At 37.0% G+C, this 19,856-nt stretch carries 20 protein-coding genes; 9 read left to right on the forward strand and 11 right to left on the reverse strand.

Annotation, left to right across the window (positions count from 1 at the left end; genetic code table 11):
- Nucleotides 1-278 precede the first annotated feature (278 nt).
- Nucleotides 279-974: a tRNA (adenosine(37)-N6)-threonylcarbamoyltransferase complex dimerization subunit type 1 TsaB gene (tsaB, locus tag IM793_RS06635; protein WP_193420292.1), complete on the forward strand. Its 696-nt coding sequence runs from the start codon at nucleotides 279-281 to the stop codon at nucleotides 972-974.
- A 6-nt stretch (nucleotides 975-980) separates the two neighbouring features.
- Here the strand turns inward: tsaB and IM793_RS06640 are convergent, their stop codons facing one another.
- Together IM793_RS06640 and IM793_RS06645 are read right to left on the reverse strand one after the other, a co-directional pair.
- Nucleotides 981-2,390, reverse strand: a complete 1,410-nt coding sequence (locus IM793_RS06640) for a DUF5723 family protein (RefSeq protein WP_193420293.1) — start codon at nucleotides 2,388-2,390, stop codon at nucleotides 981-983.
- Nucleotides 2,391-2,419: 29 nt separating this feature from the next.
- Nucleotides 2,420-3,988, reverse strand: a complete 1,569-nt coding sequence (locus tag IM793_RS06645; protein WP_193420294.1) for a hypothetical protein — start codon at nucleotides 3,986-3,988, stop codon at nucleotides 2,420-2,422.
- 90 nt (nucleotides 3,989-4,078) lie between these two features.
- On the opposite strand from IM793_RS06645, the gene IM793_RS06650 reads away from it, so the two are divergent.
- From IM793_RS06650 to IM793_RS06660, 3 genes are all read left to right on the forward strand, one after another.
- Complete coding sequence (locus IM793_RS06650; protein WP_029279875.1) at nucleotides 4,079-4,465, forward strand: DUF423 domain-containing protein; 387 nt, start codon at nucleotides 4,079-4,081, stop codon at nucleotides 4,463-4,465.
- The gene (priA, locus tag IM793_RS06655) at nucleotides 4,465-6,945 is read left to right on the forward strand and encodes a primosomal protein N' (protein WP_193420295.1); all 2,481 of its coding nucleotides are present in this window, start codon (nucleotides 4,465-4,467) and stop codon (nucleotides 6,943-6,945) included. The genes IM793_RS06650 and priA overlap by 1 nt, the downstream gene beginning before the upstream one ends.
- 235 nt (nucleotides 6,946-7,180) lie before the next feature.
- Nucleotides 7,181-7,837, forward strand: coding sequence for a protein-L-isoaspartate(D-aspartate) O-methyltransferase (locus IM793_RS06660; RefSeq protein ID WP_131529783.1), 657 nt, complete (start codon nucleotides 7,181-7,183; stop codon nucleotides 7,835-7,837).
- Between the two features lie 72 nt (nucleotides 7,838-7,909).
- Here the strand turns inward: IM793_RS06660 and smpB are convergent, their stop codons facing one another.
- Nucleotides 7,910-8,359 (reverse strand): SsrA-binding protein, encoded by a 450-nt coding sequence (gene smpB / locus IM793_RS06665; protein WP_090496795.1) that lies wholly within the window; start codon nucleotides 8,357-8,359, stop codon nucleotides 7,910-7,912.
- A gap of 763 nt (nucleotides 8,360-9,122) precedes the next feature.
- Here smpB and IM793_RS06670 point away from each other — a divergent pair.
- Complete coding sequence (locus IM793_RS06670; RefSeq protein WP_193420296.1) at nucleotides 9,123-9,602, forward strand: thioredoxin family protein; 480 nt, start codon at nucleotides 9,123-9,125, stop codon at nucleotides 9,600-9,602.
- Between the two features lie 122 nt (nucleotides 9,603-9,724).
- Here the strand turns inward: IM793_RS06670 and IM793_RS06675 are convergent, their stop codons facing one another.
- Nucleotides 9,725-11,590, reverse strand: coding sequence for an Nramp family divalent metal transporter (locus tag IM793_RS06675; protein ID WP_193420297.1), 1,866 nt, complete (start codon nucleotides 11,588-11,590; stop codon nucleotides 9,725-9,727).
- Entirely contained in the window at nucleotides 11,577-12,239 is a 663-nt protein-coding gene (locus IM793_RS06680; protein ID WP_193420298.1) for a metal-dependent transcriptional regulator, read from the reverse strand. Before IM793_RS06680 ends, IM793_RS06675 begins: the two co-directional genes overlap by 14 nt.
- A gap of 127 nt (nucleotides 12,240-12,366) precedes the next feature.
- On the opposite strand from IM793_RS06680, the gene IM793_RS06685 reads away from it, so the two are divergent.
- Nucleotides 12,367-12,837 carry an Lrp/AsnC family transcriptional regulator gene (locus IM793_RS06685; protein ID WP_025142637.1) on the forward strand — a complete coding sequence of 157 codons (471 nt, stop codon included), beginning with the start codon at nucleotides 12,367-12,369 and terminating at the stop codon, nucleotides 12,835-12,837.
- Between the two features lie 120 nt (nucleotides 12,838-12,957).
- On the opposite strand, the gene IM793_RS06690 is transcribed toward IM793_RS06685, so the two are convergent.
- The 4 genes from IM793_RS06690 to IM793_RS06705 form a co-directional block, all read right to left on the reverse strand.
- Entirely contained in the window at nucleotides 12,958-13,368 is a 411-nt protein-coding gene (locus IM793_RS06690; RefSeq protein ID WP_227256161.1) for a GxxExxY protein, read from the reverse strand.
- A gap of 59 nt (nucleotides 13,369-13,427) precedes the next feature.
- A complete protein-coding gene (locus tag IM793_RS06695) occupies nucleotides 13,428-14,075 on the reverse strand; it encodes an alpha/beta hydrolase (protein WP_193420299.1) in 648 nt (215 codons plus the stop codon).
- Nucleotides 14,075-14,755, reverse strand: coding sequence for a uracil-DNA glycosylase (ung, locus tag IM793_RS06700; protein WP_193420300.1), 681 nt, complete (start codon nucleotides 14,753-14,755; stop codon nucleotides 14,075-14,077). Before ung ends, IM793_RS06695 begins: the two co-directional genes overlap by 1 nt.
- A 196-nt stretch (nucleotides 14,756-14,951) precedes the next feature.
- Nucleotides 14,952-15,470, reverse strand: a complete 519-nt coding sequence (locus tag IM793_RS06705) for a thioredoxin family protein (RefSeq protein ID WP_121284715.1) — start codon at nucleotides 15,468-15,470, stop codon at nucleotides 14,952-14,954.
- Nucleotides 15,471-15,583: 113 nt separating this feature from the next.
- Here IM793_RS06705 and IM793_RS06710 point away from each other — a divergent pair, with 113 nt between their 5' ends.
- Entirely contained in the window at nucleotides 15,584-16,123 is a 540-nt protein-coding gene (locus tag IM793_RS06710; protein WP_121284716.1) for a DUF2892 domain-containing protein, read from the forward strand.
- A gap of 128 nt (nucleotides 16,124-16,251) precedes the next feature.
- The gene (locus IM793_RS06715) at nucleotides 16,252-18,273 is read left to right on the forward strand and encodes a M3 family metallopeptidase (protein ID WP_193420301.1); all 2,022 of its coding nucleotides are present in this window, start codon (nucleotides 16,252-16,254) and stop codon (nucleotides 18,271-18,273) included.
- Between the two features lie 61 nt (nucleotides 18,274-18,334).
- Here the strand turns inward: IM793_RS06715 and IM793_RS06720 are convergent, their stop codons facing one another.
- Nucleotides 18,335-18,832: a YdeI/OmpD-associated family protein gene (locus IM793_RS06720; RefSeq protein ID WP_193420302.1), complete on the reverse strand. Its 498-nt coding sequence runs from the start codon at nucleotides 18,830-18,832 to the stop codon at nucleotides 18,335-18,337.
- A 154-nt stretch (nucleotides 18,833-18,986) separates the two neighbouring features.
- On the opposite strand from IM793_RS06720, the gene IM793_RS06725 reads away from it, so the two are divergent.
- Entirely contained in the window at nucleotides 18,987-19,541 is a 555-nt protein-coding gene (locus IM793_RS06725; protein WP_193420303.1) for a pyridoxamine 5'-phosphate oxidase family protein, read from the forward strand.
- Nucleotides 19,542-19,630: 89 nt separating this feature from the next.
- Here the strand turns inward: IM793_RS06725 and IM793_RS06730 are convergent, their stop codons facing one another.
- The gene (locus IM793_RS06730) at nucleotides 19,631-19,843 is read right to left on the reverse strand and encodes a hypothetical protein (RefSeq protein WP_029275714.1); all 213 of its coding nucleotides are present in this window, start codon (nucleotides 19,841-19,843) and stop codon (nucleotides 19,631-19,633) included.
- Between the last annotated feature and the right edge of the window lie 13 nt (nucleotides 19,844-19,856).

The following is a 19,856-nucleotide window of genomic DNA, read 5'->3' on the forward strand; positions in this document are numbered from 1 at the left end:
TGATTCATTAACCATTTGATTATTGGTTAAGGTGTCCGTCATTTCGATCCGATAGAATACGGGTTGGGAATGACGATCTCTCGAAGCCTTTCATTAGTCAAAAAGTTCTGTTATTTATATTGATTTTTATAAAAAAAAATATCCCTCAGGATGATCCTACGCAAGCGATAATTGACTATAGACTTCGGACTGTCGACTTCAGACTAAAAACTGCGGACTAGCAACGCCCATCTTCCATAATCCCTCTTACATCTTCCATTTTTACTTATCTTTGCCCCATGGCTAAAATACTTCAAATAGAAACCGCTACAGCGATCTGTTCTGTAGCATTATCTGTTAACGGGAAAACAATTGCATTTAAAGAAGAGCACGGACAAAACCTGCACGCAGCAAATTTAACCCTGTTTATTGATGAGGTAGTTAGAGCTGCAGGACTAAGCTATCAGGAACTTGATGCCATCGCCGTAAGTAAAGGCCCCGGATCTTATACCGGATTGAGAATTGGTGTTTCTACTGCTAAAGGACTTTGTTATGCCTTAGATAAACCCCTGATCGCAATTGAAACATTGGAAATGATGGCAGCCGGTTACTTAGCGGAGAACCCGGATTATTCTGGTTTAATTTGCCCGATGATCGATGCCCGTAGAATGGAAGTGTATACCTCAATTTTTGACCTATCGTTAAACATAATTTTACCAACTGAAGCTAAAATTATTGATGAAACAGGTTTTACAGATTATCTCGCACAGGAAACGCTTACATTTATAGGTGATGGCGCAGCCAAGTGTGCAGAAGTTTTAACGCATCAAAACGCAAAATTTGATACGGCGAATTTTAATGCTGCAACTTACATGTCAATGTTAGCTAACAAAGCTTTCTGCAACAGTAAATTTGAAGATGTAGCCTATTTCGAACCCTTTTACCTGAAAGATTTTGTAGTTACCCAATCTAAAAAACAACAAGCACAGGGTTAAAAACGTTTATTGTCTTTTAAAGATCGAAAACAAATTTTTAAAGAAACTCCCGCCTTCATTGTCATTTATGCCGGGTATTACATCGGCAAACTGCGGATGGTTAACCGCATTGCCGAATTTAATGCCTACACCCATGTAAAAAGAAGCGCCATTGGGGCCACGGCCTACAGTAGCATCTTTTTTAAGTAGTCCATAAGTTTGGAAACTGGTAGCCACTAAATTATCGGTACCCATAAACAACTCGAAATTTGGCGTCTGGTATTTCCCTTGCAGGCCAACCATAAAAACACCATTTAAATTATATAATGGGGTAATGCTTCCTGAAAGATCGTTAACAATAAAGGTATTTACAAAAGCGATATCCCCGCCTTTGTAAAACAGATTTTTCGAAACTGCCAATGCGGGTTTGTAAAAATCATAACGTTTAGATAGGTAAACATCCAGTTTAGCATTGGTTGGGGCCAAAAAATTTTTGGGTTGCCCTGAAAGAAGGAAAATATCTTTTATTTGCTGATTGGTATTCGACTGGTTGTTTTCTATATTCTCAATAATTTTCGATTGATTTATCGTATTACGTTGGGTATTACTGCGCCACCAGATAAATCCTAAATCTTTAATGTTAGCCATTAAAAACAAACCCTTTTCCGTGGTATAATTTGTTCCAAAACCTAATGATAAACCAGGGTTTTTAAAATTTGGGAAGAAGTTTTTCTGATCTACCTCGTTAAAGTCAGAGAAGTTAGCTGAATAGGTTCCTTTTAAGCTAATTAACGGCGCATCTGATCCGGGTGCGATGTATAAATAAGAATCAGAAACATCTAATTTGTTATAAAGTATTCCGCTCAGTATACTTGCTTTTAAACCAAATGCCAGCCTTTTATTCCAGTTTTCCCGATAGGTAAAGCTAAATTGATGGTAGCTTTGTTCATAACCCTTGGTATCCAATATTCCGGTATACAGTTGGTCGGTATTAAATCTTTCAAATGAATCAAAAATAACCAAAGTTTCATTGGTATAATCGATATGCGCATCAGACCTGATCTGCCACGAAAGCCCCATTTCTTTTTGATATTTATAAGACATGAAAAGCCTGAATGCTGCTACATAAATATTGCTGTTTTCAAAAAAATGATTCACTTCTCCGGTGCCAATCGGTAAACTTCTGGTATCAAAAACACCTGTCTGCGTTAATTTTCTTATGGCCGGCCCGGAGCTTCCCTTATTAATGGCATTTGTTCCAAGATAGGGTAAGAAGAAATTGGAAGAAAATCTTCGTGATGAATCCAGGGTGAAAGATTTCTGAGATGGATTTTCGAATGCATCAAACATGGTTTTCGTGCCAAAAAGCGCATATTGTTGTGCATTTGCAACCCCGAAGCTGGTTATTGCCAGTAACGCTAGTAAAAGTTTCTTCATGTAAAATAGTTTCCTGGGATGGTTCATTATTAACGGTTACTTAACGAATCTGGTGTTTTTGGTTGTATGTATTTGTTTAAGAGTAAGTTAGTGATGAACTTGTTTTTGTCTGCACTCATTTGGTAGCAAAAGGTATCGAAACTTTTTAAACCACTATCGGCCCGTAGATGTTTATAGAAATTCAGTTGAATGTTGTGTCTGAAAATATCTGCAGAATTTTTAGTATTGATGTAATAGCTGATGTTTGAAGTGGTAGAGATCTGGTTCGCCGCATCTAAGTATTGCGGCGTTTGTATTAATAGCCTGTTGTTCTTATAATCATTTAAAAATGATTGCAAAGTGCTCGCATTATTGGCTACTATTAAATTATTATCTACAATAGTATAATAAGGCCGAGTAAATTTTTTAAAAGGCTCCCCAAAATAACTGTATAAGATATCGGCCGATTTAAACACTTTAATTTCTTCGTTATAATCTGCACTTACATCAAGCAATAACTGTTTTACCTTTTCACCATTTGATAATGAAATTGCGCCTAGTTTTTCGCTGGTGCTTAACTGAAAAAGAATAAACTGATTCCTCGCGTAAGTAGTAAATACCAAATTTAAATCTGTTCTGTAATCATCCTTTACTTTTTTTATTGCAGCATTGGTTTTTGAAAGTATTTTCGTCTGTTCCTGCCAGCTATTCAGTTTTTTGAGCCATTTACCATAATCATCATAAGCATAAAGTACATAATTCGCAGTATTATCAGGCAGAATATTTTGGATAGATGTATTTTGGGCCGCGGTGTTTTCGAATAATTTAAGATAGTTATGCTGATCTTTTAGTTCGGTACTCCCGTTGAAAAGAATTTTTTCTTTACTGAAATTGTAATTGAGTACAGCGAAACTGTTCTGTTGGTTAAAAATTGAAATCTCGCCATTAATGTTGCCGGCAATAATATTTTTGAGCAATAAGGGTGCCTGGTTAAAATTAATATAAACATGGCTGAGCACATTTTTAATTTGACGGTTATTTTCCTTAATGTATTCGGTAAATGGGTTTTCTGTTAAACGTACATTGGCATCATTGATCAGTTTGAGCGATGTTGATGCAGTTAGTACCTGGTTATGAATGCCTAAATAAACCGATAAGCTGTCATTGAGCTTCAACGTGTACAGGTCTTTAGCATTTTCGTTGATCGCTTTTTTAAATTTTAACTGTTCGTAGAGTTTTTTGATGTCATTATCACGTTGTATCTGCACGGTGATTAAGAAGTTTAGCGTTTTATTCGAGTCGGGCAGTACACTAATATAAACCTGCTGATCTTTCAGGTATCTGTTTAGCAGATTATCGTCAATGATACTTGTTTTTAGCTGTTTTAACAGGTTCATTTTATCCTTCCCTAAAACCTGTTGGATAAGCTGTTGCCCTTCAATGATATCGTAAAAACCCTTATCGTTTTGAAAAGAAAACACCAAAGCGGCATTATTGGTTGCCGATTGCAGCGCCAGGTCTTTCGCATCATTATCAATGCCTAATTTCGAAAAATAGAGGTACGCCATAAAGGCTACACCTAAAAATAATGCACTTGTTAGAATTACGATTTTTTTCATCTGCTGTGCAACAAATTTAATTTATTACATTGATTAGTGAGAAGTTCTTTGCCAATTTATTAATTTAGCGATTGCTACTAGCAAATAACTATGAATAAACGAATAATCCTTACTGCTTCTTTTTTTGGTGCTGTTGCTGTTTTACTGGGTGCATTCGGTGCCCATGGCCTAAAGGCCCTAATTGATGGACCATCATTAGAAATATGGCAAAAAGGTGTTGATTACCAGTTCTATCATACATTTGCGCTATTGTACCTTTCTACCTTTGCCCGTTATCGGAATAAACTTATTAATATTGCTTATTTCTGTTTCACATTTGGAATCATCCTTTTTTCAGGATCATTATATTTATTGGCTACCCGAAGTATATCGCATTTAGGATTTACTGAATTTATTGGACCAATTACACCAATTGGCGGGCTTTTATTTGTATTGGGATGGATAATGCTCTTTTTTGCGGCATTTAAAGATAAATAATGAATACTTTCGAAAACGATATTTTTTCAGAAAGAGAAACACTTTTTGTGGAAGTTATTTTGCCATTATCTTTGGCAAAAAACTATACTTATCGGGTACCTTTTGATTTAAACGACCAGATCGCTGTTGGTAAACGGGTGGTGGTGCAATTTGGAAAGCATAAAATTTATACGGCCTTAATTAGCGGAATCAGCACGGTACCACCAGTGGCTTATGAGGCGAAATATATTATTGATGTTGTAGATGCCGAGCCTGTAATTACACCCATGCAGCTTAAATTCTGGACATGGATGACCAATTATTACATGTGCAATGAAGGTGATGTAATGGCGGCTGCGTTACCTGCAAGTTTAAAATTGGCAAGCGAAACCATATTGATTCTTCGTGAAGATTACAATGAAGATACTGCGCTTACCGATAAGGAAGAAATCATCATCAATGCACTGAAACAGCAACAGAAACTTACAGTTAATGATGTTTCCAAGCTACTGGGGCAGAAAACGGTGTATCCGATCATCAACCATTTACTCGATAAAGAATTGATTCTGGTTGCCGAGGAGGTAGTGCAGAAATATAAACCTTTGCTTAAATCGTTCATCATTTTAAATGATTTTTATAGCGATGAAGAAAATCTGAAACAGCTTTTTAATGTTTTGGATAGGGCTCCTAAACAATTAGACGCTTTACTGGCTTACCTGAAATTACAAAAATCAAATCTCCCAATCTCCAAAGAACAGCTTTTGGAAGAAAGTAATTGTGGACCAGCAGCATTAAAGGCTTTAACCGACAAAGATATTTTTGTGGTAATGAAAAGGCCGGTTAGTCGCCTGGCTGCTCATGATGAAGAGTTTAGTGTTAATTTTGAACTGAACGAAGGTCAGCAGAAGGCGTTGGGCCAGATTAACCAGCATTTTGAAGAGAAAGAGGTGGTTTTGCTTCATGGGGTCACAGCATCAGGAAAAACACAGGTTTATATTAAACTGATTGAAAAAATTATCCAGAATACAGATGGACAGGTATTGTTCCTGCTTCCTGAAATTGCCTTAACCACACAGATTGTAGAGCGGATCAAACGTTATTTTGGCAATTCGATAGGAGTATATCATTCTAAATTCAACAATAGCGAAAGGGTAGAAATCTGGAATAAGGTTAGAACAGGTGCATATAAAGTAATCTTAGGTGCACGTTCAGCTGTTTTTCTTCCCTTTCAGCATTTAAAATTGATTGTGGTTGATGAAGAACATGAACCTTCATATAAACAATACGATCCGGCACCACGTTATCAGGCCAGAGATGCAGCCATTTATTTAGGATACCTACACCAGGCAAAAGTGATTTTAGGTTCGGCTACTCCATCTTTAGAAAGTTATTACAATGCCTTACAGGGCAAATACGGACTTGTAGAGATGAAAGAACGTTTTGGTGGTGTTCAATTGCCAAACCAACAGGTAGTAAGTATCTCTGAAGAAACCAAGAAAAAAACGATGAGTTCGTATTTTTCGAGCGTGTTAATCAAAGATATCGATCTGGCACTTTCTAAAAAAGAGCAGATTGTGTTATTCCAGAACAGAAGGGGTTATGCCACCATTTTAATCTGTGCAACCTGTGGTTATACCCCAAAATGTGTAAACTGCGATGTAAGTTTAACCTATCATAAAAGCAGTGGGAAATTACATTGCCATTATTGCGGTTATCAGCAGAGCAGTGTGAATATCTGTCCGGCTTGTGGTTCAGTACATGTAGAGCAAAAAGGTTTTGGTACCGAGCGGATTGAAGAAGAACTCAGGTTACTTTATCCAGAGGTTACCATTGCCCGGTTGGATATGGACAGTACGCGGACAAAAAATGGGCTTCAGCAGATTTTAAATGACTTTCAAGAGAAGAAAACCGATATTTTAATAGGTACGCAGATGGTGGCCAAAGGACTTGATTTCGACAACCTGAACCTTATAGGGGTAATTAATGCCGATACTCTTTTAGGTTATCCCGATTTCCGCGCTTATGAAAGGAGCTTCCAGCTGTTGGCACAGGTTGCGGGTAGGGCAGGCAGAAGAGCCGACCAGGGAAATGTTTGTATCCAGACTTACGACGCAGAAAACCGAATCATCAAACAAGTGGTAAACAATGATTACGAAGGGATGTACAACGACGAAATCGTTGAACGCGAGAAATTCCTGTATCCGCCTTTTTCCAGAATGATATTCTTGTATGTAAAACATAAAGATTCTCATATACTGGATCACGCGGCATTCACTCTGGCTAACATCCTCAAAGGAAAATTTGGTAAACGTGTTTTAGGTCCGGAGCAACCCTTGGTAAGCCGTGTACGGAATCTTTATATCAAACAGATCATTATCAAAGCTGATAAGCATACGGCCATTCAAAAGGTTAAAGATGCATTGAGGGAGACCCTGACCCAATTTAATGCCACCAAAGAATTTAAAGGTGTTTTTACACAGATAGATGTAGATCCATACTAGAAAGGAGAGTGTTGTCATGCTGAACTTAGTGAAGCATCTGCATGCGATAAGTACTTAACTTTAATTAAGCACAGCACTGTTTTTGAGCTTGCTGTGTTCAGGCAAGGGATTCTTCACTGCGTTCAGAATGACAGATTAAATTAATTGAGAATTTAAGTTTTGATTTAGTGTTACTTACGGTAATGTGGATTTCTTTATCTTGTATCACCGTTAAAAAAAGCTAATTTTGAAGCTCATGGCGTATAAATTTGTTGATAATTACCGGGAACGTGGAGCGAGAAAAAAACTGGTTGAGTTGCTAAAATCTCGCGGAATTGAAGATGAAAATGTGTTAACAGCCATAGGTAAAGTTCCACGGCACTTCTTTTTTGATGAAACTTTTTGGAATCAATCTTACAAAGATATTGCTTTTCCAATAGGGGATGGGCAAACCATATCTCAACCTTACACGGTTGCTTACCAAAGTGAATTGCTGCACATTAAAAAAGGAGATAAAGTACTTGAGATCGGAACGGGCTCGGGCTATCAAACCTGTATTTTAATGGAGCTTGGTGCTACCGTTTTTACGATAGAAAGACAAGAGAATATTTACAACAGAACGATTCAGATTTTACCTGGAATGGGTTACAGACCTACTTTTTATTGTGGTGATGGCTCAAAAGGAATTGCTGCGCACGCACCATACGACAAAATAATCGTTACCGCTGGCGCTCCCCTGGTTCCGGAGATCTTATTAAAACAGTTAAAAATTGGTGGCATTCTGGTTATCCCGGTAGGAGATGAGAAAACGCAGAAAATGGTTACTGTTATCCGAGTAAGCGAAACCGACTACGAAAAAATTGTGTTAGATACCTTTAGGTTTGTACCCTTAGTTGGAGACCAGGCATGGTAGTCTTTTAGTCCAAAGTCCTCAGTCTTAAGTCAATTTGGACTCAAAACTAAAGACTTCAGACTGAAGACTAAACTACCGTTTCATCGCTCTATCCAACTCCCGCTTGGTATCTCTATCCTTAATGCTATCGCGTTTATCGAATTCTTTTTTACCTTGAGCCAGGGCAATCTCCATTTTAGCAAAGCCTCTTTCGTTGATGAAAATGCGTAAAGGAACAATGGTATAACCTTTTTCTTCGCCTTTAAGCTTTAGCTTTCTGATTTCTTTTTTCTGTAGTAATAATGCTCGGTCGCGTTTTATATCGTGGTGATAAAAAGAACTGTGGCTATATTCAGAAATATGAAGGTTGCGCACGAAAAGATTGCCACCAATAAACATGCAAAATGCATCCGTCATGTTGGCTTTACCTTGTCTGATCGCTTTTATTTCAGTTCCTAAAAGGGCAATACCGGCTACGTATTTATCTAAGAGATTGTAGTCGAAATATGCTCTTTTATTTTTTATGTTGATGTCGTTTTTCAAAATTTTAATAAAGTATGTTGTTGTAATATATACAATTGTATATAAAGTATAATGTTTAGGTCGCAAATGCAGATATAAAATACCCCACGTCATGCTGAAGTCGTTTCAGCATCTTTGTAACTGTAAAGATCCTGAAATAAATCCGATAGCTATCGGATCAGGATGACGACCGTTTATGCGATTTGCCCTCAACTGGTTGCAAATATCCTAAAAATTGATGTGATAATTTAGTTTTAATTTCAATTGTATGAATTAAAGAAGTCAAGTTTGAATAGCCAAATCGCTTTAAAACTTGACTTCTTTGATATTTGGGAAATGTACGGACAGTTCCTTTGGCAGCCTCAGTCCCGCTTTTTGCTGCAACAAAAGCAGAAAAAGCTTTTGGTTTCCGCGTCAATCGGGTTTATTTAACAGAGGCTTTTGCAAGGAAACAAGCCAATTGGATACTCACAAGCCCTTGTTCCTAAACCCGACAGGAGCGGGCATCCCGATTTAAGCATTGTTGTTGATTATTTTTTGGTATGCTTGCTTGTTTCACAGGTTTCATCGGGGTAAAGCGGATGGCGGGACAACAGTACCCATGAAAAACTGGCTTTCATTTTCTAATTATAATGCTTGGATTGGAGAGAAGTCAAGTTTCTTGGCAATGTGCATATTTAAACTTGACTTCTCTTGGATAAAAAATGTTCATCAGTTTGTAAAAGCTAATGATATATTATTATGTTCGTATTTATTCTGTTAAGTTTGGACATAAATATCAAAAATGAAATTCAGAAACCTACTTTTAATCTTATTATTAGCCATTACTTTCCAGGTAAAAGCACAGCAGCCAACTTTGTTGCCACAATTTACTTTCTACCGTCTGGATGGAAAAGCCTTTTCTAATACAGATATTAAACAAGGCAAAAAGAACCTTTTTATATTATTCGATTGTACCTGCGAACATTGCCAGCGTGAAAGCAAAATGTTGAATACCAATTATGCTAAGTTTAAGAATGTAAATATTTATATGATTACCATGGATGAAGGTTATATCATTCCAAAGTTTTTCGATTCTTATGCCAAAGGTTTAAATGCAAAACCGAACGTGCTGGTACTACAGGATAAAAAACGAATATTTATTCCAACATTTTTACCGAAAAAGTACCCTTCCATGTACTTATATTCACCTGCAGGTAAATTATTAATGTATCAATCCGGCGATGGCGGCATCAACAAAATGATGACGGTGGTGAATAAATAATAACTATTTTTTTACCACAGATATGCACAGATAAACACAGATTCTCATATATCTGTGTTTATCTGTGGTTAATCATAATTTAGCTCTGCGTATGGCGTAAGCTAGGGAGGTAGCTAAATAGACTACCTGATAATCAATACAGGAATATTCACCTTGTGCCTCACCGAATCTACCGTAGTGCCGAAAATAAGGTCTTTTAAACCTTTATGTCCATGTGCACCCATTACCAAAAGTTCCATTTCGTTCCGGTTACTAATATCGGCTATGGCTTTACCGGTGTTTCCAAAACCAATGAATGGTGTAGAATCATATCCAAGGTCTTCGAGATTAGTTCTGTATCTTTCCAGGTTAGCAGCATCGCTCTGTGTTTCATGGTCCATTACTTCCTTACCAAGATAGCGGGCAGCAGCAGTTTCTACAACATGGATCAGGTAATAGTGCGCATCTTTACCACCTTGAATTAAAGCATGCCTGATCGTGTTTCTGTCGTTTTTAGAGAAGTCTACTGCAATACCAATTTTTGTATAGGTGATCTTGTCGATTTTGCCGATATCCAAAGCATCTCCATGAGGCACAATTTGTTTGGATGCATCTTTTTTCTTTTCCAATAGTGGATGGAAGAAAACATAGAGCAGGAGTAGTACAATTAGGATTAATGCTGGTATTACAATCGCATAAATCCACCAGTTATTGGCTTCTTTTGCCCAGCCGCTTATTTCTTCAACAACCAGTTTTACATTGAGTGCAATAATGGCTATGGCGCTTGCCCAGGCCAAAACCTTTACCCAAGGTTTGATCGCGAAATCTTTCATCTGTTTTTTATCTGATGTAAAATGGATCAAAGGAATAATGGCAAAACCCAACTGCAAACTTAAAACCACCTGACTTAACACCAATAAGCCACCAAGGGCATCGTCGCCATAATGCAGGATGGTGAAAAATGCAGGAATAATTGCCAGAAGGCGCGTAATCAAACGCCGTAGCCAAGGTTGGATCCTTAAATTGATGTGCCCTTCCATAATAATCTGTCCGGCTAAAGTTCCGGTAACGGTAGAGCTTTGTCCGGCTGCAATTAGCGCGATGGCAAATAGAGTTGGGGCTACATTGCCAAAAATATTAGAAAGTAATTTATGCGCATCCTGAATTTCGGCTACTTCGTGTAAGCCATTTTTATAGAAAGCTGCAGCAGCAAGAATCAATATGGCTGCATTAACAAAAAAGGCCAGGTTTAGAGCTACGGTGGTATCAATCAGGTTAAACTTTAAAGCTTCTTTAATCCCTTTATTGCTCCGTTCAATTTTTCTGGTCTGTACCAAAGAAGAATGAAGGTAAAGATTGTGCGGCATTACTGTTGCGCCGATAATCCCAATGGCAATATAAAGTGCATCACCATTTAGGATGGAGGGTTCAAAACCTTTCGCAATTTCTTTAAGTGATGGTTCTACAATAAACATTTCAACCAAAAAGGAAATCCCCACGATAAAAACCATCGAAACGATAAAACCTTCCATGGCTCTCATGCCTTTATTTAGTAAAAAAAGCAATAAAATGGTATCGAAAATGGTAATCGAAATGCCCCAGATTAATGGCAGGCCAAAAAGTAACTGTAAGCCGATGGCCATCCCAATGATTTCTGCCAGATCGCAGGCAATAATCGCGGTTTGTGCCAATCCAAACAATGGAATATTCGCCCATCGGGGGTAAGCCTGTTTTGAAGCCTGGGCCAAATCCAATCCCCTCACAATACCCAAACGGGCACTCAGCGATTGCAAAAGCAATGCAATGAGGTTCGACATGAGTAAAACCCAGATCAATTGGTAACCAAATTTACTACCACCCGCTAAATCTGTTGCCCAGTTACCCGGATCCATGTAGCCCACACTAATTAAATAGGCAGGACCAATAAAAGCTAAAATTCTTTTCCAGCCTTTTCTTTTATCTGTATTTACGCTTTGATGTACTTCACTTAGGGATTCAGTTTTTGCCATTACTGCTGATTAAAATATGTTTTGCAACTTCTCTACTAATATTAACTTGTTTATCGGATAACCGGATCTCAACTGAACCATCGAAATCGGTAACATCGCTAACCTGGATTTGTTTGCCTAGCGTAAGCCCTAATTTTTCTAAATGTTTTAAAAAAGGAGAACTGTGCTGACTCACTCCGGTAATGGTACCCGAATCTCCCACTTTTAATTCGATCAGTTTAATAAACTGGGTTTTAGCAAATCGTCCGTTTTTATCCGGGATCGGGTCGCCATGAGGGTCTGCTTTCGGAAAACCTAAAAATTCATCTAATCTTTCAATCAGCTCAACCGATTTAATATGTTCTAACTCTTCGGCTACATCATGTACCTCATCCCACTTAAAGTTTAATTTGTCTACTAAAAAAACTTCCCATAATCTATGCTTACGAACAATATCTATCGCTGTATTTTTTCCTGTTTCTGTTAAGGTAACCCCTTGGTATTTTATGTAATCAATCAGGCCCTTATCGGCTAATTTCTTAATCATATCAGTAACCGATGCTGGCTTGGTTTGCATTTGCTCAGCAATAGCATTGGTTTGAACATTTATTGTTTTTTCCGCCAGATGATAAATAGTCTTTAGATAGTTCTCTTCGGTATAACTTTGCATTTATGTTTATCTAATTTTATTTTTAGGTAAATCTAAAAATTATTATTTAAAATATATATGATAAATTATGTTAAAATTTAGAATTTAATTTGGTTATGTTTGTATTCTGAAATACCTTTAACACCATATGGCATCTGAATTAGATAAAATTGACTTTAAAATTTTAAGAATTCTTCAAGAGAACGGAAGAATTACCAATTTACTTTTATCACAAGAAATTGGTCTATCACCTGCACCAACTTTAGAGCGTGTACGTAAGCTCGAAATGGCGGGATATATTAAAAGTTATCATGCCCTGGTGGATGAAGAAAAACTAGGTTTAGGTATTAAAACCTTTATCCAGATTCAACTCGATTTTCATAAAAACAATACCATCCAGATCTTTTTGGATGAAGTAAATCAAATTAAAGAAATTACCGAATGTCACCACGTTACCGGTCAGGCCGATTTTCTACTAAAGGTTTATGTGAAAGACATTAAAGCGTACGAACGTTTAATTATGGATAAAATTAGTAAGATTTCTGTAGTGAAAACATTCCAGACGATGATGATCATGTCGACTACAAAGAAAGAACCGATTGTGCCTTTGGAGTATTAATAGCAAACAATAATAGTTGCTAAAAAGCTAAGGTGTATTCAGGTGACTTAGGTGGTTCATCTAATTTTTTACCACCTAAGCCACCTGAGACCATCTAAGTTGGGCTTTCATACTAATTGTTTAATTGTCAATGCCGTACATAAATTCGTTTACGAAACTCTTTTTTCCATTATGAACAATATTGGTTGAATTGAAGTTAATCAACAAGCCTTTAGGTATTTTAAGCAATTTCATATACGTTAAGATCTGCGCCTCATGAATAGGCAATATACTTTCAACTGCTTTTAACTCTAATACTAAGCAGTTTTCAATAACCAAATCTACTTTAAGTGTTGTATCTAATAAAACTTCTTTGTAAGAAAGTATAATTGGATGTTCAGCGGCAAAATTTATACCCTGCAATTGTAATTCCCACATTAAGCACTTTTTATACACGCTTTCAAGGAGGCCAGGACCGAGAATTTTGTTTACTTCAATATAAGCACCTGTAACCTTGTATTCCAACTGGTCGAGAAAAGTTTTGTTCATCATAAAATCCATTAATTAGTTGATAATGTTTTTGGGATGATTTAAACAATTCGTTGATCGAATTATAAATGCAATTTATCAATAATTCCTGAAATTTCCGCTGCATTTTGATAAACCATGAAGTGGGTTCCATTTTCGATCACAAAATCGGGTGTTGCTTTTTTAGAATAGAGGATTTTATCATTCGTGCCATGAATTTGAAAAATCCTTTCTGGTTTAACCTTATTCTCCCAGCTTAGTATGCTTCCAATAGCCCACTTCAAAAAATAGGGATCAGTATCCTTAATAATTTTGCTCAGTAATGTTTTTTCACTGCTAGATCGTGTACCGAAATAATAGTTTTGGGTAAGTTTGTTCGATGATTTTAAAAGCCTTGCTGGAATAAAATTCAACAGTCTAAGTTTCCCTGCGATGCAGTATAATGTTGGCAGCTGAGTACTCAACATGGTGCTGGAAATGATAACAGTAGTAATGGGTTTTAAGACCTTCGCTATTTCTACCGCGATCATCCCTCCAAAAGAAACCCCGACCAAAGCAAAAGGTTGAGATTTGTCGATAACTTTGCTCAACCTTTCTGCATAAGCGGACAGTGATTCATTTTTAACCGGATTGATCCAATCTATATGAATGATATTGATCTTTTCATCGAGCTTAAGTTTAGAAAAAATCCTTTTATCGGCACCTAAACCACTGATAAAATAAGTATTCATTAGGCTGGTAAGTTCCAGTCGATTGGTGTTAAATTATTCTGTACCAGAAGCTGATTTGCTTTCGAAAAATGTTTTGATCCAAAGAAACCATTGTAGGCCGAAAATGGCGATGGGTGAGCAGCTGTAAGTACATAATGTTTCTTTTGATCTATTAATGATGCCTTTTGCTGAGCGTATTTACCCCATAACAAAAAAACAATGTGTTCGCGTTTTTGAGATAAAGCTCTAATTATTTCATCTGTAAAAATTTCCCATCCCCGGTTTTGGTGTGAACCAGCCTCCGAAGCACGGACTGTTAATGTGGCATTGAGCAATAATACCCCCTGTTCTGCCCAATGGGTTAAGTGGCCATGATTTGGTGTTTTAAAGCCCTCGATATCAGTTTCCAGTTCTTTATAAATATTTTTTAATGAGGGCGGAACTGCTACTCCGCGTTGCACTGAAAAAGAAAGGCCGTGTGCCTGGCCAACGCCATGATAAGGATCCTGGCCCAATATCACCACCTTAACCTGATCAAAAGGAGTGGTGTTTAGTGCATTGAAAATATCAGCGCCTTTAGGATAAACCGTTGTACCATTGTTTTTCTCTTCCTGTAAAAAAGACTTCAGGTTTTTCATGTAGTCTTTTTCAAATTCTTCCTCTAAAACGGCTAACCAACCTGGTTCTAATGCTGCAGACATAATATTGATGTAAGATGTATAATGTAAAATGGATTTCAGGTAATGTCTTGTAAATAAATTTTTAGTCGATGGTTTGATAGATCATGGTCAATGGTCAGGGTGGCTAAGCATAAGCCAATAAGTAATCGACTATGAATGACGACTTAGGCAATCAACCATGAAACTATGGACCATCAACCAAAACCTCTCAAAAAGTTTAAGACTTCTTCTTGTATATCGCCAATAAATCCCCCTCAAGGCTTGTTTTTGGCCCTTCTGTAATCCTGCCAAGTTCATTGCCTTTTTTATCAAAAACTATAAATGTGGGTACCCTCGAAATATCAAGGCCGTCTAAAATGCCATTCTCAGCTTTTTTATTACCGTCAGCGGCTATAATTTCTATGTTTTTCTCTTTAAAGTGTAAGGCATCTAAAATTTTAAAAAAGTTCGGAACATTTGCTTTGCTGTCGCCACACCAGGTACCTAAAACAATTTTGATCTTTTCATTTTTAACCAGTTTTTTCAATTCGATCATGGTTGCCGCATCTGGTATATATGCCGCATAAAGTGGATCATACATTTCTTTAAACTCAGGAAAAGTGGTAATACCTTCACGCGTACAAGCATTGATTAAGATATCTTTATTGTGAACTTGATCGTGGATTTTTTTATTAACTTCCTGTGCAGAAACGTTCATTGCGATTACAATTAGGGTTATAGATAAGAGGATTTTCATATTTACGGGATGGTTTTTGTGAGCTTTTAAATTTTTACTGAAATTATTGTTTTAAAATCTAATTTCTGCCATTTAAACACGATATTTGCAAAAAAAACAATTAGAATAAATTTATGCCAAATATTATCAGATTAATTGCGGGGTTTGCTTTACTGGGTGGCGCAGTAGCTTTATTTATTTTCGGTTTCTGGCCTTGGGGTATTGTTTCCATTTTATTGGGGATAATTGTACTGGTAACCTATTTCTTTAATGAGAACATGCTTTTAGCACAATGGTTCCTCAGAAAAGATAACATGCCTAAAGCAAAAATGTTTTTAGATCGGATTACCAATTATGAAACGCAGTTGATTAAAGTTCAACATGGTTATTATAATTTATTGATCGGGTTAATCGAAAGCAGAACAGCACCGATGAAGTCAGAAAAATATTTCAAAGCTGCTTTGAGCCTGGGCATGCAAATGGATCATAACATTGCTTTGGCAAAATTAAGTTTAGCAGGTATTGCAATGGCTAAACGTAACAAACGCGAAGCAACCATGTATCTTGCTGAAGCGAAAAAAGCAGATAAAAATAAATTACTGGCCGATCAGATTAAACAAATGAAAGATCAGATGGGTATGATGGACAAACAGCAGCAAGTTCGTTACAGATAGTACTGATTACATTTTATATAGAGCCATTTCAAAATTGAGATGGCTTTTTTGTTTAATCTCAGTTTTGTTTATTGAAAATTGCAACATATAAATTACTATTTTTATGGATACCTAACTTTTAAATATTCATGAAAAAAGTATCTTATTTACCCATGGTGGCTTTTTTAGCCATCCTAGGTGCCTGCAATAACAAAAAAAATACTGAAGAAAGCAGTGAAAGCTTTTCATCGGCTAATCCTTTTTTTAAGGCAAGCGAACTTGCCTTTCAGGCTCCTGCTTTCGACAAAATAAAAAACGGCGATTTTAAACCGGCATTGGAAGAAGGAATGAAGCAGCAAATGGATGAAATTCAGAAAATTGCAGATCAGAGCGATATACCCAGCTTTGAAAATACAATTTTGGCCATCGAAAAAAGCGGACAATTGCTGAGCCGTACAAGTATGGTTTTTAACCTGCTTACAGGTGCGAATACCAATCCTGAATTGCAAAAGGTTAAAGAAGAGGAAGCGCCTAAACTAACTGCAAATACCGATGCCATTTATTTGAATACGAAACTATTTAATCGGGTAGAAACCCTTTTTAAAAAGAAAAATCAGCTGAAACTGGATGCCGAATCGTTGCGCTTACTGGAGTATTATTACCAAAAATTTGAATTGGCAGGAGCAAAGCTATCTGACGCTGACAAGAACAAGCTTAAAGAGCTGAATAAAGAAGAAGCTACTTTGGGCGCGAAATTTACCGCACAGTTACAGGCAGCGGGTAAAGGTTTAAAAAATACTACGCAACAGCCCGAATTGCAATCAATGACCGATCGTGCCAAGAGAGAAGAACTTTTTAAGAAATCATGGAACAGGGCAGAAAAAGGCGATGCAAACGATACCCGCAAAATAATTTCAAGAATTGCACAAATCCGTTCTGCTCAGGCGGCATTGCTTGGCTTTAAAAATTATGCAGCCTGGAAATTGCAAAATCAGATGGCTAAAACACCTGAAGCAGTAGAAGATTTTTTTGGCAAAGTTATTCCTGCTGCTACCGCGAAGGCAAAAAGTGAAGCGGCAGATATACAGGCCGTAATCGATCAGCAAAAAGGTGGCTTTAAACTAGAGCCATGGGATTGGGATTTTTATGCCGAACAAGTTCGTAAAGCAAAATTCGATCTGGATGAAAATGAGGTTAAACCTTATTTCGAGTTAAATAAAGTACTCGTTAACGGTGTATTTTATGCCGCCACACAACTTTACGGCATTACTTTTAAAGAACGTAAAGATTTACCAGTTTACCAGGAAGATGTTCGTGTGTTTGATGTGATGGATAAAGATGGAAAACAGCTAGGCCTGTTTTATTGCGATTACTATAAACGTGATAACAAAGATGGTGGCGCCTGGATGGATAACCTTGTTCCACAATCTAAGTTATTCGGCACAATACCTGTAATTTATAATGTCTGCAATTTTGCAAAACCCGAAGCCGGAAAACCAGCATTAATTAGCTTTGACGATGTTACCACCATGTTTCATGAATTTGGACACGGTTTACATGGTCTGTTTGCCAACCAGCAATATCCAAGTCTTTCAGGTGCGAACGTAGCACGCGATTATGTAGAATTTCCTTCCCAGTTCAATGAACATTGGGCTTCAGATCCAAAGATATTAAAGAATTATGCCCTTCATTATCAAACAGGAAAACAGATGCCACAAGCTTTATTGGATAAGATTAAAAAGGCGAGTTCTTTTAACCAGGGCTATATTTTTACAGAAGCTTTGGCAGCGGCCGATCTGGATATGCAATGGCATACAATTTCACCTGGTTCTCCATTGCAGGATGTAGATAAATTTGAAGCCGAGGCTTTAAAGAAAACCAATCTAAATTTATCGTATGTACCGCCACGTTACCGCTCCAGCTATTTTTTGCATATCTGGAGTAATGGCTACGCTGCAGGTTATTACGCTTACAGCTGGACTTCTATGCTTGAAAATGATGCCTTCTCGTGGTTTCAGGAAAATGGAGGATTAACCAGGGCAAATGGTCAGCGTTTTAGGGATATGATTCTGTCAAAAGGAAATACGGAAGATCTTGGCAAAATGTTTTTTAATTTCAGGGGACATAACCCTGATATTAAACCAATGCTTAAAAAGCGAGGATTGTTATAAAATAACACTATAGTGCAAAGGACAGTTACTAATTGGCCTTTGTACTATAATGAATAATGCTTTAAATCCCATCTCTACCGATAAACCGTTCTTTACCCAAAAGAAACTGAATAGCTTTTTTTACATTACTGTCAATCGACTCTTCCGTTTTAAGATTGGCAATATACCGTATAATTTCCTTCTGTAAATAAGGAGCAAGGCCATCAAATATATCTTTGGCTTGTTTATTTTCTGCTAAGGCCTTTACCAATTTAGGATTGATACTAATTGTCCGTTCTTCAGTATCAAATTCGATTTCGAAAGTTGCGGTGTCGCCAATATCTTTTCCGGCTGCTTTTCGCATGGGCGTATTGAGGTACAAACGCCAATCTCCGGCATATTTAACCAGGGTTTGTTTAAACTCATGTCCATCAATTTTCATTGTAATGGGTAATTGGCCCTTATTTTTTCCAGATTGATGAAAAATATAGTTTAATGCTTCTTCTGGTACAAATACAAAAGGGTTGATGCCTATAATTGTAATCTCAGCCTTAAAAGCTTTCGGTTTTTTGATATTCATTGATTAAAGATATTGCCTTTGATCAAAACGCCATAATTTTTATCCAGTAAATCAAACGCTATAATTTATCTATATGCGCTCCGCTTAACGCCCTCCGTAAAAACTCAAAACCAAACCCCAATTTCTATTGTAGTTAATATAAAATCTTAATCCTATGGCAACATCACAAGAAGGAAGTACGAACAATACTCAGGAAGAAAATAACATTAAAGATCTGGGTGGCAAAGCAGCCATCGAAAAACTGAGGGAGTTGGCAGAAAAAGCTGAGAGTTGTTTTTTCTGCACCAATATTAAAACAGGTATACCATTATCCGTAAGACCAATGGCTATTCAGCAGGTGGATGATGAAGGTAATATTTGGTTTATGAGCATGAAAGACAGTCATAAAAATGATGAAATCTCTGCCGATCCATTTACACATTTGCTGTTTCAGGCAGGCGCCCATTCAGGTTTTGTAAATATTTATGGCATTTCTGAAATCAGCAGGGATCAGGCTAAAATCGATGAACTTTGGAGTCCGTTTATTAAAACCTGGTTTCAGGGAGGAAAAGACGACCCGAATATTACTTTAATTAAAGTAATCCCATCAGAAGGATATTACTGGGATACCAAACATGGTACTGCTGTTGCATTTTTGAAAATGGCAGCCTCAGTTATCACAGGAGAAACAATGGATGACTCGGTTGAAGGAACTTTGGAGGTTGATTAATAAAATAGCGCGTCACCCTGAATTTATTGCAGGATCTTATAGATGCTGAAATAAATCCGATAACTATCGGATCAGCATGACGATTTCTATTACTTATCTCCTAAATAATCAAATCCTTCAAATTCTTCTCTTTGAGCTCTTTTGCTTAAGATATCTTCTTCTTCAGCTTGTACTCTTGAGAAAAATAAGGCTTCAGCCTGGATTCTTTTTATTAATTGACGTACCAGTGTTAAATCAAAAGCATCTTTGCTTAATTTAATGCAGTATTCTCTTTCGTTGATTTCTAAACTTGACGTATTCATATCGCAATGATTT

It is taken from the genome of Pedobacter sp. MR2016-19, assembly GCF_014947265.1.
Lineage (GTDB): Bacteria > Bacteroidota > Bacteroidia > Sphingobacteriales > Sphingobacteriaceae > Pedobacter.

Bases quoted from the DNA above. Each gene is read 5' to 3' on its own strand.
- ung (WP_193420300.1), bottom strand. From the start codon at position 14,755: ATGTCTGCAGCATTAGAACCAGGTTGGTTAGCCGTTTTAGAGGAAGAA.
- IM793_RS06690 (WP_227256161.1), bottom strand. From the start codon at position 13,368: ATGATGAACAAAACTTTTCTCGACCAGTTGGAATACAAGGTTACAGGT.
- IM793_RS06680 (WP_193420298.1), bottom strand. From the start codon at position 12,239: ATGCAAAGTTATACCGAAGAGAACTATCTAAAGACTATTTATCATCTG.
- IM793_RS06720 (WP_193420302.1), bottom strand. From the start codon at position 18,832: ATGAATATCAAAAAACCGAAAGCTTTTAAGGCTGAGATTACAATTATA.
- IM793_RS06675 (WP_193420297.1), bottom strand. From the start codon at position 11,590: ATGGCAAAAACTGAATCCCTAAGTGAAGTACATCAAAGCGTAAATACA.
- IM793_RS06650 (WP_029279875.1), top strand. From the start codon at position 4,079: ATGAATAAACGAATAATCCTTACTGCTTCTTTTTTTGGTGCTGTTGCT.
- IM793_RS06725 (WP_193420303.1), top strand. From the start codon at position 18,987: ATGGCAACATCACAAGAAGGAAGTACGAACAATACTCAGGAAGAAAAT.
- IM793_RS06715 (WP_193420301.1), top strand. From the start codon at position 16,252: ATGAAAAAAGTATCTTATTTACCCATGGTGGCTTTTTTAGCCATCCTA.
- priA (WP_193420295.1), top strand. From the start codon at position 4,465: ATGAATACTTTCGAAAACGATATTTTTTCAGAAAGAGAAACACTTTTT.
- IM793_RS06645 (WP_193420294.1), bottom strand. From the start codon at position 3,988: ATGAAAAAAATCGTAATTCTAACAAGTGCATTATTTTTAGGTGTAGCC.
- IM793_RS06705 (WP_121284715.1), bottom strand. From the start codon at position 15,470: ATGAAAATCCTCTTATCTATAACCCTAATTGTAATCGCAATGAACGTT.
- tsaB (WP_193420292.1), top strand. From the start codon at position 279: ATGGCTAAAATACTTCAAATAGAAACCGCTACAGCGATCTGTTCTGTA.
- IM793_RS06695 (WP_193420299.1), bottom strand. From the start codon at position 14,075: ATGAATACTTATTTTATCAGTGGTTTAGGTGCCGATAAAAGGATTTTT.
- IM793_RS06730 (WP_029275714.1), bottom strand. From the start codon at position 19,843: ATGAATACGTCAAGTTTAGAAATCAACGAAAGAGAATACTGCATTAAA.
- IM793_RS06685 (WP_025142637.1), top strand. From the start codon at position 12,367: ATGGCATCTGAATTAGATAAAATTGACTTTAAAATTTTAAGAATTCTT.
- IM793_RS06660 (WP_131529783.1), top strand. From the start codon at position 7,181: ATGGCGTATAAATTTGTTGATAATTACCGGGAACGTGGAGCGAGAAAA.
- IM793_RS06710 (WP_121284716.1), top strand. From the start codon at position 15,584: ATGCCAAATATTATCAGATTAATTGCGGGGTTTGCTTTACTGGGTGGC.
- IM793_RS06640 (WP_193420293.1), bottom strand. From the start codon at position 2,390: ATGAAGAAACTTTTACTAGCGTTACTGGCAATAACCAGCTTCGGGGTT.
- IM793_RS06670 (WP_193420296.1), top strand. From the start codon at position 9,123: ATGAAATTCAGAAACCTACTTTTAATCTTATTATTAGCCATTACTTTC.